Annotated in this window: 10 protein-coding genes and 1 pseudogene; 6 read left to right on the top strand and 5 right to left on the bottom strand. The window is 72.3% G+C overall.

Going from position 1 to position 14,329, the window contains the following annotated elements; all coding sequences use genetic code 11:
• Nucleotides 1-107: 107 nt before the first annotated feature.
• Entirely contained in the window at nucleotides 108-1,046 is a 939-nt protein-coding gene (locus AB0K03_RS38080) for a carbohydrate kinase (protein WP_364695998.1), read from the bottom strand.
• A 257-nt stretch (nucleotides 1,047-1,303) separates the two neighbouring features.
• On the opposite strand from AB0K03_RS38080, the gene AB0K03_RS38075 reads away from it, so the two are divergent.
• From AB0K03_RS38075 to AB0K03_RS38055, 5 genes are all read left to right on the top strand, one after another.
• Complete coding sequence (locus tag AB0K03_RS38075; protein WP_364695974.1) at nucleotides 1,304-1,960, top strand: superoxide dismutase family protein; 657 nt, start codon at nucleotides 1,304-1,306, stop codon at nucleotides 1,958-1,960.
• A gap of 92 nt (nucleotides 1,961-2,052) precedes the next feature.
• Nucleotides 2,053-3,522: an aminopeptidase P family protein gene (locus AB0K03_RS38070; protein ID WP_364695971.1), complete on the top strand. Its 1,470-nt coding sequence runs from the start codon at nucleotides 2,053-2,055 to the stop codon at nucleotides 3,520-3,522.
• A gap of 241 nt (nucleotides 3,523-3,763) precedes the next feature.
• Complete coding sequence (locus AB0K03_RS38065) at nucleotides 3,764-4,381, top strand: LysE family translocator (protein WP_364695969.1); 618 nt, start codon at nucleotides 3,764-3,766, stop codon at nucleotides 4,379-4,381.
• A 295-nt stretch (nucleotides 4,382-4,676) separates the two neighbouring features.
• Nucleotides 4,677-5,432: a metalloregulator ArsR/SmtB family transcription factor gene (locus AB0K03_RS38060; RefSeq protein WP_364695966.1), complete on the top strand. Its 756-nt coding sequence runs from the start codon at nucleotides 4,677-4,679 to the stop codon at nucleotides 5,430-5,432.
• The gene (locus AB0K03_RS38055) at nucleotides 5,429-5,824 is read left to right on the top strand and encodes a VOC family protein (protein WP_364695963.1); all 396 of its coding nucleotides are present in this window, start codon (nucleotides 5,429-5,431) and stop codon (nucleotides 5,822-5,824) included. Before AB0K03_RS38060 ends, AB0K03_RS38055 begins: the two co-directional genes overlap by 4 nt.
• Before the next feature lie 445 nt (nucleotides 5,825-6,269).
• Here the strand turns inward: AB0K03_RS38055 and AB0K03_RS38050 are convergent, their stop codons facing one another.
• The 3 genes and pseudogenes from AB0K03_RS38050 to AB0K03_RS38040 all read right to left on the bottom strand — a co-directional run bounded on the left by AB0K03_RS38050 (nucleotide 6,270) and on the right by AB0K03_RS38040 (nucleotide 10,583).
• Nucleotides 6,270-6,731 carry a DUF6174 domain-containing protein gene (locus tag AB0K03_RS38050; protein WP_364695960.1) on the bottom strand — a complete coding sequence of 154 codons (462 nt, stop codon included), beginning with the start codon at nucleotides 6,729-6,731 and terminating at the stop codon, nucleotides 6,270-6,272.
• Between the two features lie 140 nt (nucleotides 6,732-6,871).
• Nucleotides 6,872-10,102: pseudogene (gene pulA / locus AB0K03_RS38045) on the bottom strand (pullulanase-type alpha-1,6-glucosidase); the annotation flags it as partial.
• Between the two features lie 85 nt (nucleotides 10,103-10,187).
• A complete protein-coding gene (locus tag AB0K03_RS38040) occupies nucleotides 10,188-10,583 on the bottom strand; it encodes a hypothetical protein (RefSeq protein ID WP_364695957.1) in 396 nt (131 codons plus the stop codon).
• Nucleotides 10,584-10,770: 187 nt separating this feature from the next.
• Here AB0K03_RS38040 and acnA point away from each other — a divergent pair, with 187 nt between their 5' ends.
• The gene (gene acnA / locus AB0K03_RS38035; RefSeq protein WP_364695954.1) at nucleotides 10,771-13,542 is read left to right on the top strand and encodes an aconitate hydratase AcnA; all 2,772 of its coding nucleotides are present in this window, start codon (nucleotides 10,771-10,773) and stop codon (nucleotides 13,540-13,542) included.
• A 141-nt stretch (nucleotides 13,543-13,683) separates the two neighbouring features.
• Here the strand turns inward: acnA and AB0K03_RS38030 are convergent, their stop codons facing one another.
• A complete protein-coding gene (locus tag AB0K03_RS38030; RefSeq protein ID WP_364695951.1) occupies nucleotides 13,684-14,307 on the bottom strand; it encodes a maleylpyruvate isomerase N-terminal domain-containing protein in 624 nt (207 codons plus the stop codon).
• Nucleotides 14,308-14,329 lie beyond the last annotated feature (22 nt).

Genomic DNA, 14,329 nt, shown 5'->3' with positions numbered 1-14,329 from the left:
CCACGGTTCGGGGTAGGACGTCGCAATCCACACCGAACCCGAAGGCCCTCACCTTTTACAAGATCTTCCCGTCACCAACGTCCGTGGTCAGTACAGCTAGATCGCAGCTAGATCAGCGCGCCCCAACGGGCGGTGAGTTCCTCGTACGTCGGCATGGCCACCGCACCGCCGGGACGCTCGCACACCAGGCCGGCCACGGCCAGCGCGAACGTCACGTAGGCCTGCCAGCCCGCGACGCCGGTGGGCATGCCGTCGGCGAGCAGCCGCCGCACCAGCGCGCCCATCACCGAGTCGCCCGCACCCGTCGCGTCGACCGCGTTCACCGACGGCGCCGGCAGCATCGCCGCGCCGTCGGCCGCCGCCACGTACGCGCCCTTGGAGCCGCACGTCACCACCGCGGCGCGCGCGCCCAGCTTGAGGATGTGCTCGGCGGCCGCGGCCGGGCCGGCGCCCTCCCACAGCACGTCGGCGTCGGCGGAGCTCAGCTTGACGAGGTCCGCGGTGGCGAAGAAGCCCTCGACGAGGTCGCGCAGGGCGGTGACCGCCGCGGCGTCGGGGAGCAGCTTCGGGCGTACGTTGGGATCGAAGACCCGCAGCGGGCCCGGGACGGCCCAGGCCTTGCGCGCGGCCGAGAGGAACGGCTCGCGCATCAGCGCGATCGACCCGGCGTAGAGCACGGCCGCGCCGGCGACCATCGCCTCGTCCACGTCGTCGGGCTCGACCAGCGAGTACGAGGGCGGCTCGCCGTAGAACTGGAATGTCGGCTCGGCACCCTCGAACGTCGTGACCGCCAGCGTGGTGGGCACGCCCACCCGGGTCGTCGAGGTGGTGCCCACGCCGCTCTGACGCAGGAACGCGGCGATGCGGTCGCCGAGGGTGTCGTTGCCGAGCGAACCCACGTACCGCACCTCACCGCCGAGCCGGGTGGCACCCACCGCCACGTTCAGCGGCGCGCCGCCGATCGCCTGGCGGTAGATCAACTCGCCGTCGCGCTCGGCCTCCAGGAGATCCACGAGCGCTTCCCCGAGCACCACCGCGTAACCCATTCCGATCCCCTCCACGTGGCGCCGTCCATGCCGTCGGCGTCGCCGCACGGCATGGACGGCGCAATCCTCGTCAGCCTCGCGTTCGCGACGCGCCGCCGTCATGCCCGTCAGCCCAGCCTTGCGACGCGCCGCGGCGATGCCGTGGCCTCGCCGCACGGCGCGGTGTCGCGATGCCGTCAGCCTCGCGCCCGCGGCGCGAGAAAGCTAGCACCTGCCCGATGCTCGTCCATTTACTGCCCGTTTGACATGATTTGGTCATGCGTCTCGCCCTGCCGCTCCTGATCACCGCCGTCGCGGCGCTCGCCGGATGCGCCGGGTCCGGCGGCACCGGCCCCGCCGGCGTGACGGCTCAGCCGCCGCCGCCCGGCACGCCCTGGATGGTCACCGGCGGCGGCTCCCCCACGGCCGCCCCGGGCCCGTCGGACGGCGCGCCGCTGAACCAGAACACCACCACCGGCACGTTCCTGCCGGCACCGGACGGCACCCGCGCGATCACGTACGACCCCGCGGTGGTCCCGCCCGGCGCGACGGCCGAGGTCACGATCGACACCACGAACCAGGGCGTCCGCGTACGGCTGAGCGTCACCGGCATGGTGCCGCGGCGGGCGTACGGGGCCCACCTCCACACCGGGTCGTGCACGTCCGTACCCGACGACGCCGGTCCCCACTACCAGCACGACATCGCCCCGTCGAAGCCCTCGGCCGACCCCGTGTACGCCAACCCGCACAACGAGGTGTGGCTCGACTTCACCGCGGACGTGCGGGGAGCCGCCACGGTGACGTCGGCGCAGGACTGGACGTTCGACCCGGCACGCCCGCCGCGCTCGCTGGTCGTCCACGCCGAGCGCACCCGTACCGGAAAGGACGCCGGGACGGCCGGACCGCGCGTGGCCTGCCTCACCCTGCCCGCCTGACCCCCTTGATGATCTTGGGCGGCGGATCCGTACGGTTTTCCGTCGGTGGGAGGCGGTAACGTCTGCTACGGACGCGAGACGGGAGGGCCACGATGGCTGAGCAGGGTGACGGCACGACGACCCCGAGGACGGAGTCGCACGACCCGGACTTCCCGGAGGCGTTCCTGCAGTTCATGCGGGACGGCTGGCGTGAGGACCGGCTGGAGGTCACCGCCCGGCCCGAGGCGCCCAACCACGCGAAGCGCCGCGCCGCGCTCTCCGACGCGTTCCCGGGCGAGACGCTGATCATCCCGACCGGCAACGAGAAGGTCCGCGCCAACGACACCGACTACCCCTTCCGGCCCGGCAGCGACTTCGCGTACCTGACCGGCGACAGCGACCCCGACGGCGTACTGATCATGCGCCCGAGCGGTTCCGGCCACGACGCCGTGCTCTACACCCACGACCGCAACTCCAAGGACACCGACGCGTTCTTCCGCAGCCGCAACGGCGAGCTGTGGGTCGGCCGCCGGCACACCCTCGCCGAGCGCTCCACCGAGCTCGGCCTGGAGACCGCGCCGTACAGCGAGCTCGGCAAGGCCCTCGCCGACTGCGCCCCGGCGCGCACCCGGGTGCTGCGCGGCCTCGACCCGGCCGTCGACCGCGCGATCCTGGCCTACGACCCGGACCCGCAGGTGCGGCGCGACCGCGCCCTGGCCGCGGTGATCTCCGAGCTCAAGCTCGTGAAGGACGAGTGGGAGATCGCCCAGCTCCAGGAGGCGATCGACGCCACGGTCCGCGGCTTCGAGGACGTGGCTCGCGTCCTGCCCGCCGACCGCGGCGTGAAGGAACGTCTGCTCGAGGGCGTCTTCGCGCTGCGCGCCCGGCACGACGGCAACGACGTCGGCTACGGCAGCATCGTCGGCGCGGGCGCCCACGCGACGATCCTGCACTGGGTCCGCAACACCGGCGTCACCAAGCCGGGCGAGCTGCTGCTCATGGACATGGGCGTCGAGGGCCGCACGTATTACACCGCCGACGTGACCCGCACGGTCCCGGTCTCGGGCACCTTCACCCCGCTGCAGCGCCAGGTGTACGACATCGTCCACGCCTCCCAGCAGGCCGGCATGGACGCGGTCAAGCCGGGCGTCAAGTTCCGCGACGTCCACCTCACCTGCATGCGCGTGCTCGCCGAGGGCCTCGCCGACCTCGGCCTGCTCCCGGTCAGCGTGGACGAGGCCATGTCGGAGAACTCCACCGTCTACCGCCGCTGGACCCTGCACGGCTTCGGCCACATGCTCGGCATCGACGTCCACGACTGCTCCGCGGCCCGCAAGGAGACCTACCGCGACGGCGCGCTGCAGGAGGGCTACGTCCTCACGGTCGAGCCGGGCCTCTACTTCCAGCCGGAGGACGACCTGGTCCCGGAGGAGCTGCGCGGCATCGGCGTACGCATCGAGGACGACGTCGTCGTGACGGCGGACGGCTGCCGCAACCTGTCGGCAGGCCTGCCGCGGTCCTCGGCGGAGGTCGAGGCGTGGCTGGCGGCGCAGCGAGAAGCCGGCCCTCGCCTGCCGGAGTAGACGCTCCCGCTTCGAGGCCTCCCGCGCCTCCCGGCTGGCTTGCGCTGCCGGGCTGCCGCTCGACTCCCGGCTCTCGCGGGAGGCCTTCTTCTTTCCGCTACCTGCTTACGCTCCTCCGCTACCTTCTTTCGGCGCAGCTTGCCACGCTCCTCGCTGCCTTCCGCCTCCGCCGCCGTCGGCCCGGAATGCCATGTCCGAATCCCGCCGGTCGGCGCCCCGCACGCGGGTTAGCGTCGAGCGCATGGGCTGGCACACCTACGCAACGTTCCTGACCTTCGCCACGGTCGTCGTGCTCATCCCGGGCCCGGACTTCGCGGTCGTCACCGCCAACACGGTGTCGGGCGGCCGCCGCCGCGGCATGTGGTCGGCAACCGGCGTGGCCACCTCGAACGCGATCCAGGGCGGCGCAGCCGTCGCCGGCCTCGGCGCGCTCATCGTCCGAGCCCAGCCCGTCTTCCAGACCATCAAATGGGTGGGCGCGCTGTACCTGGTGTACCTCGGCATCCAGGCGCTGCGCTCAGCCGCCCGCGGCCGGTACGCACCTCCGGCCCACACCGGCGCCGAAGCGGCGAACGGCTGGCGGCAAGGATTCCTGTCGAACATCACCAACCCCAAGGTCCTGATGTTCTACCTGGCGATCCTCCCCCAGTTCCTCACCCCGGACGCCGGCCCGCCGCTGCTGCCGGCCCTGGCCATGACCCACGCCGTCCTGTCGCTGACCTACCTGCTGACGCTGTCCACGATGCTGCACAGAGCACGCCGGATCCTCGAACGCCGCCCGGTACGCCGAGCCCTCGACGGGATCACGGGCATCGCCATGCTGACCTTCGGCGCCCGCCTGGCCGCCGACCAGGCCTGACAGCCAACCCCGCCCGCCGGGGGCGCCGCCCGGCCCCCTGCCGCGCCCCTGCAGCTACCTGCCGCGCCCCGGTAGCCACCTGCCGGCGCGTCCAGCCACCTGCCGGCGCGTCCAGCAACCTGCCGCGCCCGCTCAGCCACCTGCCGCGCCCGCCCAGCCGCCAGCGGCGCCGGCTCAGCCACCTGCGGCGCCCGCCCAGCCACCTGCGGCGCCCGCCCAGCCGCCAGCCGCGCTCCAGAGCCCACCCATCCCGCTCCCCCTACTGCATCAAATCAAATTGATGTAATCTGCCGAGGTGACGCCAGAGGCACGCGATACCGCGGCACCGCCCGGATTCGTGACCGCCGCCGGGCATCCGGTGCGGTGGCGGCTCCTCAGCGAGCTGGCCCGCGGCGACCTCGCCGTGCACGAGCTGACCGCCCTGCTCGGTCAGCCGCAGAACCTCGTCTCCTATCACCTGGGCAAGCTGCGCAGAGCCGAGCTGGTGACCACACGGCGCAGCAGCGCCGACGCCCGTGACATGTACTACTCGCTCGACCTGGCTCGCTGCGGAGACCTGCTGTCCGGCACGGGATCGGCCCTGCATCCCGGTCTGCGACTCGCCCCGCCGACCGCCGCCGCCTCACCGGCCGGACGGGTGTTGTTCCTGTGCACGGGCAACAGCTCGCGCTCGCAGATGGCCGAAGCACTGCTGCGGCACCGCACCGCCGGGAGCGTGCAGGCTTTCAGCGCCGGCAGCAAACCCAAGCCCGTCCATCCGTACGCGGTGAGCGTCATGGCGGAACGCGGCATCGACCTGTCCCGGGCCACGCCCAAGCACCTCGACCAGTTCAGCGGTCAGCGGTTCGACCGCGTGATCACCCTGTGCGACCGCGTCAAGGAGATCTGCCCGGAGTTTCCGGGTCACCCGCGGCCGGTGCACTGGAGCATCCCGGATCCAGCCGCGGATCCCGGGAGCCCGCCCGCGTTCCAGCGGGTCGCCGACGACCTCGCCAGGCGTGTCGGCTTCCTGCTGCACACCCTCGCCGACAGATCGGAGAAGGCATCATGACCAGCCCAGCGGAGGACGGCACCGTCAGCGTGCGCTACCTCGTCGACGACGTTGCCGCCGCCCTCGACTTCTACACCGGCCACCTCGGCTTCACCCCGATCACCACGTTCCTGCCCGCGTTCGCCGACGTCCGGCGCGGCAACCTGCGGCTGCTGCTGTCCGGCCCGGCCAGCTCCGCCGGCCGCGCCATGCCGGACGGACGCCGCCCCCAACCGGGCGGCTGGAACCGCATCCACCTGATCGTCGCCGACATCGACGCCGAGGTGGCCCGGCTGCGCACGGCCGGTGTCGGGTTCCGCAGCGACGTCGTCACGGGCCCGGGCGGACGCCAGATCGTCATGGACGACCCGGCCGGCAACCCCGTCGAGCTCTTCGAACCCGCCCGGACCTGACCGGCCCGCCACCGATCCCGGCCCCACCACACCTCGTCTCCCGGCCCCACCACACCTCGTCGCGATGACCCGCGCCACACGCGTCGGCTCGTGCTGGGGACGCGGTAGCCCCACCGCCGGGCACATGCGGACAACAACGATCGCCAGTGGAGACCGGCGACGACCGCGAGCGGCCGGCGATGCCGAGGACGACGGGCCGAGGGCGAAGAGCCGAGGGCGAAACGCCCAGGGTAAGACGCCCGGGGTGAGGCGCCCGGGGTGAGGCGCCCGGGGTGAGGCGCCCGGGGTGAGGCGCCCGGGGTGAGGCGCCCGGGGTGAGGCGCCCGGGGTGAGGCGCCCGGGCACGTCCCGGCGGACCGCACCACGACAACAACCAGCCGCCGGCCCGGGCCGCGACGGCGGGCTCGGGGTCGTGCGACGACCCCCGGGTCCTGCTTGGAAGGTGCTACGAAGCGGGCGCGTACTCGGTGATGTGGAAGCACGTGTCCTCGGCGTTGTCGCCGTTCTCGGACACGTCGAAGGACACCGTCACCGGGTGGCCGTCCACCGGGTCCGCGCTGGTCGACATCGTGCCGCCGTCGTCGGCGGCGGTACGGGCCAGGTCGAGCAGGCCGCCCAGCGTCGGGACGTCGATCTCCTCCTCGCCGATGGCGGTTCTGCCGTCGATACGGTCGGCCTCGGCCACCGCGCCGTCCCGCACGGTCACCCGATAGGTGCCGAGGGGTTGCCGGCCTTCGCATTGCCGCTGCACCACGAACACGTAGTTCGCCGGCTCCGTCCACGCGGGTGGGGAGGCGGGCGTCGTCGGAGCGGGCTGACGGTCGGAGTCCGAGGAGGAGGTGCAGCCGCCGGCGAGGGCTGTCGCCGCGAGTGCCGCCCATGCCGCCGCGCCTCGTCGGATGCGCACGATGCTCTTCCTCTCGATTCCGGCACGCCGAGGAGCGGCGCGACCGGTCCGCCATGATTCCGGATCGCCGGGATCAGCTCAAGCCGGCGTGGCGGAGGGGAGATCCGCCCGCCCGCCGCTCTCCATCGGGCGGACCGGGGTCACTCCAGACCGGCGACGAAGACGGCGACCGACCGCGCCGGCACGGTCAGCGTCGCGCCCTCCGGTGAGGCCGTGGCCGACGCCGTCCGCAGCAGAGCATCCGCGGATCCCACCAGCTCCGGATGCAGCTCCAGGTCCACCCCCCGCAGCTGCGGCACGACCTCCGCAGCCGTCGACTCCGTCGCGTTGAAGACCACGACCACCGCGCTCCACCGCTGGTCCAGGCCGGTGCCGTCGAGGCACATGACGATCACGCCCGGGGTCTCGCGGGGGCCGCCGAGCGGGAAGGTGAGGCGGCGTTCGACCTCGTCGGCGGTGGGCAGGCCGAAGACCGGGGTGGAACGGCGGATGCGCAGGAGTTCGGCGTACCGGGCCGCCGTCAGGTCGATGATCTCGGCGGACGGGATCAGCGCCGGGTCGGCGAGCAGGGGGCGGGCCCACGGCCACTTGTCCTCGTTGTCCTGTGCCGGGGGCAGGCCGAGGCCGAAGCCGTTGCCCTGGGCGGTGTCCCAGCGGATCTGGTTGAACCAGTCGCCGGAGTTGTACGAGTTGCGGTCGAGCGACTTGGAGCGCAGCCGTTCGCTGCCGAGCGCCACGAAGCCGACCCCCTGCCCGAGCACGACGAGCGACAGCGCGAGGACCTGCATGCGGGCGCGGTCGATCATGGGCAGGTCGCGGGGCAGCTTGAAGGCCATCGCGTCGTACAGGATCTCGTTGTCGTGGGCGTCCACGTACGCCACGCACTCCCCCGGCGAGGCGGCGTACCCGCTCGGCGAGCCGTTGTAGTCGATCTGCGCGCCGCTCTGCTCGGCGCCGGTGTGGGTGGTGAAGCGGTACGTGGCCAGCGCCCCCGACAGCCCCACCTTGATCCGGTCGTGCACGGCGAGCGGGGTGGTCGAGCCGAGCCCCGTGGCGAAGCCCTGCACCGTGGGGTCGTCGCCGAACGAACCGCCGCCGCGGACCGCGTCACGCAGCCGGTCGTCGAACGTGCCGATGCCGGTGCCGGCCATGTTGACCTGGGTGGCCTGGGCGAAGCGGGCGTCGTACGCGACCTCGCCGAAGTTCCAGCCCTCGCCGTACAGGTAGATGTCGCGGCCGCCGTCGAGGTGGTCGAGCGTCACCCGGGTCTCGAGGATGTTGGCGCGCGGGTGGTGGCCCATGAGGTCGAAGCGGAAGCCGTCCACCCGGTAGTGCCGCGCCCAGGTGACGACGGAGTCGACGACGAGCCGGCCCATCATCATGTGCTCGGGCGCGGTGTTGGAGCAGCACGTCGACTCGGCGACCGTGCCGTCGTCGAGCATCCGGTGGTAGTAGCCGGGCACGACCCGGTCGAGCACGCTGAACGGCGCCAGCCCGTCGGCCATCGTGTGGTTGTAGACCACGTCCATGATCACGCGGAGCCCGGCGGCGTGCAGGCCGGCGACCATGCGGCGGAACTCGAGGACGCGCGCGCTCCCGCACGGGTCGGTCGAATAGCTGCCGTCGGGGGCGGTGTAGTGCAGCGGGTCGTAGCCCCAGTTGAAGCCGTCCTCGTCGGCGACGGCCATGACGGCGCGCTGCTGCTCGGGTGAGTCGGGCGGGAAGGACGCGAGCTCGCACCGCGGCAGGGCCTGGTCGGCGCGCCGGTCCGGCACGGTGGCGAAGTCGAACGCGGGCAGCAGGTGCACGTGGGTCAGCCCGGCGTCGGCGAGCATCCGCAGGTGCCGCATGCCGGCCGTGTCCTCGGCGGCGAAAGCGAGGTAGGTGCCGCGGTGCTCGGGCGGCACGGTCTCGTCGGCGATGGAGAAGTCGCGGACGTGCACCTCGGCGATCTGCATGCGGGCCGGCGGGACGGCTGCCGGGCGCGCGAGCGTGTCCCAACCGGGCGGCTTCAGCTCGGGGTCGTCGAGATCGACGATCTGACTGTGGGTCGAGTCGGCCGACAGCGACAGCGAATAGGGATCGGTGACGCTGGTGGTCACGACGCGCTGCGCGGCGGGATGCCACACCTCGACACGGTAACGGTAGTAGCGCCCGATCCATTTGCGCTTGCCCGCGATGTTCCAGACACCGGTCACCGGGTCCCGGTCCATCGGCAGGATCTTGGGCTCGTCGTCGCCCGGCGTGCGCGACAGCTCCAGCGACACGGCCCGCGCCGTCGGCGCCCACACCGCGAGCGCCGGCCTCTCCTCGTCCATGATCACGCCGAGCTCGACGTCGGCGGCGTCCGCGTACAGGTCGTCGAGCACGCCCGGCAGCTGCACGGCCGTGACCACCGCGACGTGCCCGGCGTGGTCGCGGCCGACCAGCAGCAGCTGCCCGCGCAGCAGGTGCCCCAGCGCCGCGTCGCCCAGCTCCGGCACGGCGAACGCGCGGTAGGCCCGCAGGTGCGGGAAGCGCCGGCTCTGCGCCTGGAAGAGGCCGCCGGGCCGCGCGGTCAGCGGCAGCGTGGTGCGCTCGCCGGCCAGCTCGTCACCGTCGCGGCGCAGCCCGCCGTCCGGCGCGCCGACCAGCGCGAACGACCCGGCCAGGTCGGCCAGCCGGCCGGGAAGGGCGATGGTGGTGCGGTCGACGAAGACCGCCAGCGCCCGCGCCGGGTCCAGCTCCGGACCCAAAGACCGAAGATCCGGATGTACGGGCGCAGTGTTACCGGAAATGATCCACACTTCGCGGGCCCACGTGAGATCGAGGCGCTGATCCTCGGGCAGGTCCTTGTGGTCGCCGTGGTGGATCACGAAGCGCACGCCCGCGGCGTCGGGCCGGACGGGAACCCGGAACACGGCGCCGAACGAGTCCCACGCCGCCGGAAGCAGAGGCGTACCCCACTGCGGTTTGTGCGGGGTGCCCTCCCAGGCGTGCATGCCCCACCCGCTGTAGTCACCGCCGGGTCGGTGGTAGTGGATGACGGCATGGCCGTCGTCCACGGCCACCGGCTCGGGCAAGCCCGCGGCCTCGGCCGACGGGTAGATCTCGGTGTCGCCGGGCCGCAGCCAGACCTCGGGGGTGAGCGCGGGGTCGACGTGCCGGTCCTCGGCCACGTCCTTGACGCCGGCGCAGTCGACGACGAGGAAGCCGACCCGGCGCGCGGAGCCGTCGAGCCGGACCCAGGCGAAGCGCCCGTACGCATCCTCGCCGGCGAACGGGTGACCGCCGGGGAAGCCCCGCTCGGCGGACGGATCGATGTCACCCCACGCGTGCAGGAACCAGTCGTCGTAGCGGCTGTCGTCGCGCCGGTAGTGCACCACGAGCCACTGCGGCCGGCACAGCGTGGTCGGGGCCTCGGCAGGCCGGGTGATCTCGATCGTGCTCACCTGGACACTATGGCACCGGGGTGCGTCAATTTCCGGGCGTGGCGATCACCGTGGTGATCCGCGGGCCCTCCGCGTCGGCCCGGATCAGGTAGCGGTAGCGCTCGCCCGGGACGGCGTTGCCGCAGCTGTCGAGGTATTCCCACTCGACGGCGACCATGGCGAGCACCTCGCTGAGCCGCTGCACGTCGCGGATCTGCGCGTGGGCGGCCACGATCTGCTGCTCCCGGTACGCCGGCGCGGCCCCGAGGAACGACAACGCGACGGCCGCGGGCGAGGCGAACGTGAAGCTGTACGAGTCGGCGACCACCATGCCCGGCAACGCGTAGCAGCCGGCCACTCCCGCCACGTCGCCCCTGGTCAGCGCGGAGCCGTAGCGGTCGAAGAAGTCGGTGAGGTTCTCGAGGTCCGTGGGCGCCTTCACGGGACGCAGCGTTCCCGGCGCTCCCCGTTCGTAAACCTCGCCCCGGCTTGCACGCTATAGCAAGACGGACGTACGGTTTACGGAAGACGCGGACCGTGGGTTAGGTGTGCCTAACCGACGGGTGGCCGTCGCCGGTGCGACAGACTGCTGAGGACTACTCACGGTCGCTGGGTGTGAAGGAGATGACGTGGCCAGCCTCGACACCTTTGGTGCGAAGAGCGAGCTGCGCGTCGATGACGCGAGCTACGAGATTTTCACGATCGACAAGGTGGAGGGGCACGAGCGGCTCCCCTACAGCCTGAAGATCCTCCTGGAGAACCTGCTCCGCACGGAGGACGGCGCGAACATCACCGCCGACCACATCCGCGCCCTCGGCGGCTGGGACCCCACCGCCGACCCGAGCGTGGAGATCCAGTTCACCCCGGCCCGGGTCCTCATGCAGGACTTCACCGGTGTGCCCTGCGTGGTCGACCTGGCCACCATGCGCGAGGCCGTCAACGACCTCGGCGGCGACCCGACGAAGGTCAACCCGCTCGCCCCGGCCGAGCTGGTCATCGACCACTCGGTCATCGCCGACCTGTTCGGCCGCGAGGACGCCTTCGCCCGCAACGTCGAGCTGGAGTACCAGCGCAACCGCGAGCGCTACCAGTTCCTGCGCTGGGGCCAGACCGCGTTCAACGAGTTCAAGGTCGTCCCGCCCGGCACCGGCATCGTGCACCAGGTCAACATCGAGTACCTGGCCCGTACGATCATGGAGCGCAACGGGCAGGCGTACCCGGACACCGTCGTCGGCACCGACTCGCACACCACGATGGTCAACGGCCTGGGCGTGCTCGGCTGGGGCGTCGGCGGCATCGAGGCCGAGGCGGCCATGCTCGGCCAGCCGGTCAGCATGCTGATCCCGCGCGTCGTCGGCTTCAAGCTCTCCGGCGAGATGCCGGCCGGCACCACCGCCACCGACCTCGTCCTCACGATCACCGAGATGCTCCGCGAGCACGGCGTGGTCAGCAAGTTCGTCGAGTTCTACGGCCCCGGCGTCAGCGCCGTGCCGCTGGCCAACCGCGCCACCATCGGCAACATGTCGCCGGAGTACGGCTCGACCGTCGCGATCTTCCCGATCGACGACGAGACCATCAAGTACCTCAAGCTCACCGGCCGCTCCGAGGCGCAGGTCAAGCTCGTCGAGGCGTACGCGAAGCGCCAGGGCCTCTGGCTCGACCCGAACGCGGAGCCCGACTACTCCGAGCGCCTCGAGCTGGACCTGTCCACGATCGTCCCGTCGCTCGCCGGCCCGAAGCGCCCGCAGGACCGCGTGCCGCTGAACGCCGCCAAGACGATGTTCCGCGAGGCGCTCACCAACTACGTGCAGGCCGAGGGCCACGCCGACGAGGCCAGCGCCGAGTCGTTCCCGGCCAGCGACCCGCCGGCGAACGCGGTCGAGGACGAGGCGGACAAGCCGCACATCTTCAGCGCGGCGACCGGCGCGAACGGCCGCCCGTCGAAGCCCACCCGGGTGGTCGGCGAGGACGGCACGGAGTTCGAGCTGGACCACGGCTTCGTCGGCATCGCGGCCATCACGTCCTGCACCAACACCTCGAACCCGCAGGTCATGATCGGCGCGGCGCTGCTGGCCAAGAACGCCGTCGAGCGCGGCCTCACCCGCAAGCCGTGGGTCAAGACCACGCTGGCGCCGGGCTCCAAGGTCGTCATGGACTACTACGACCGGGCCGGCCTCACGCCGTACCTGGACAAGATCGGCTTCAACCTGGTCGGCTACGGCTGCACCACCTGCATCGGCAACTCCGGCCCGCTGCCCGAGGCGGTCTCCGCCGCGGTCAACGAGGCCGACCTCACCGCCGTCTCGGTGCTCTCCGGCAACCGCAACTTCGAGGGCCGGATCAACCCCGACATCAAGATGAACTACCTGGCCTCCCCGCCGCTCGTCGTCGCGTACGCGCTGGCCGGCACGATGGACCTGGACATCACGACCGAGCCGCTCGGCACCGGCTCGGACGGCAAGCCGGTCTACCTCGCCGACATCTGGCCGAGCGCCAAGGAGATCGACGACGTCATCGCCTCCGCGATCGGCGCCGAGGGCTTCAGCGCGGCGTACGCGGACGTCTTCGCCGGCGACGAGCAGTGGCAGTCGCTGCCGACCCCGACCGGAGACACGTTCGCCTGGGCCGAGGAGTCGACCTACGTGCGCAAGCCCCCGTACTTCGAGGGCATGGCGGCCACCCCGGCGCCGGTCGTGGACATCACCGGCGCGCGGGTGCTGGCGAAGCTCGGCGACTCGGTCACCACCGACCACATCTCGCCGGCCAGCTCCATCAAGCCGGACTCCCCCGCCGGCAAGTACCTCGCCGAGCACGGCGTCCCCCGGCACGAGTTCAACTCGTACGGCTCGCGCCGCGGCAACCACGAGGTCATGATCCGCGGCACGTTCGCCAACATCCGGCTGCGCAACCAGCTCGTGCCGGGCGTCGAGGGCGGCTTCACGGTCAACCACCTCACCGGCGAGCAGACCACGATCTACGACGCGTCGGAGGCCTACAAGGAGGCCGGCGTCCCGCTGGTCATCCTGGCCGGCAAGGAGTACGGCTCCGGCTCGTCCCGCGACTGGGCGGCCAAGGGCACGATGCTCCTCGGCGTCCGCGCGGTCATCGCCGAGTCGTACGAGCGCATCCACCGCTCCAACCTCATCGGCATGGGCGTCCTCCCGCTGCAGTTCCCGGCGAAGACCAACGCGGAGTCGCTCGGCCTGACCGGCACGGAGACCTTCACCATCACGGGCGTCACGGCGCTCAACGAGGGCGGCATCCCGTCCACGGTCAAGGTCCGCACGGACACGGGCGTGGAGTTCGACGCGGACGTCCGCATCGACACCCCCGGCGAGGCGGACTACTACCGCCACGGCGGCATCCTCCAGTACGTCCTGCGCAAGATGCTCAACAGCTGACGGTACGCAGCCCGCGAACGCCCCGTCGTCCCGTAAGGGCGGCGGGGCGTCCGTCTGTCCAGCCACCGCCCGCGAGCAGCGGCGAACCGCTGCATCCGGCTGCCCGGCCACCGCCCGCGAGCAGCGGCGAGGCGTCCGGTGTCAGACCACGGAGAAGCCGGGCGCCAGGCTCGCCCGCCCGGTCAGTGCCCGCAGCACCAGCGTGACGTCCCCGCCGAGGGCCGCGACCCCGGCCGCCTGGATCGTCGCCGCGGCGACCACCTCCGTCGCGTACTCGACCGGGACGCCGGCCGCGGCGGCGACGTCGAGACCGTGGACGACCAGCTCGAAGGTGCGGGTGGGAATCCAGTCGCGGACCCGCATCCCGCCGACCGGCGTCGCGATCACGTCGGCGTCCCCCACAGCCGACAACGCGCGCGTCGCCTGCCTCGCGTGCTCCGTCACCGTCTCGGCCGGGTGTTCGCCGAGCGCGGTGCCGGCGCTCCGGGCATCCTCGGTGGACGCGACCCGGGCCGCCGCGACGAGCTCGGGCGGCGCGGACCGGGCGAAGGCCCAGTAGCCCTCCGGCGAGTCGACGGTCACCCCGGCGCCCGGGCTGCCGAGCACCGCCGGCACCTGCCGCAGCGCCGAGCTCGTCACGTGCCCCACCAGGTCGCGCAGGGACCACTCCCCCAGCCCCGGACCGTCCCAGCCGTCGGCCGGCAGCCGATGGACCAGATCGGAGAACACGGCGGCGGCCGACTTGTACGCCCAGCGGAAGTCCATGCCCGAGCTTCCCATCCCCGGG

Source organism: Actinoplanes sp. NPDC049316 (genome assembly GCF_040677315.1).
Lineage (GTDB): Bacteria > Actinomycetota > Actinomycetes > Mycobacteriales > Micromonosporaceae > Actinoplanes.
The sequence above is the reverse complement of the archived record's forward strand: the minus strand, read 5'-3'. Positions and strand labels throughout refer to the sequence as shown.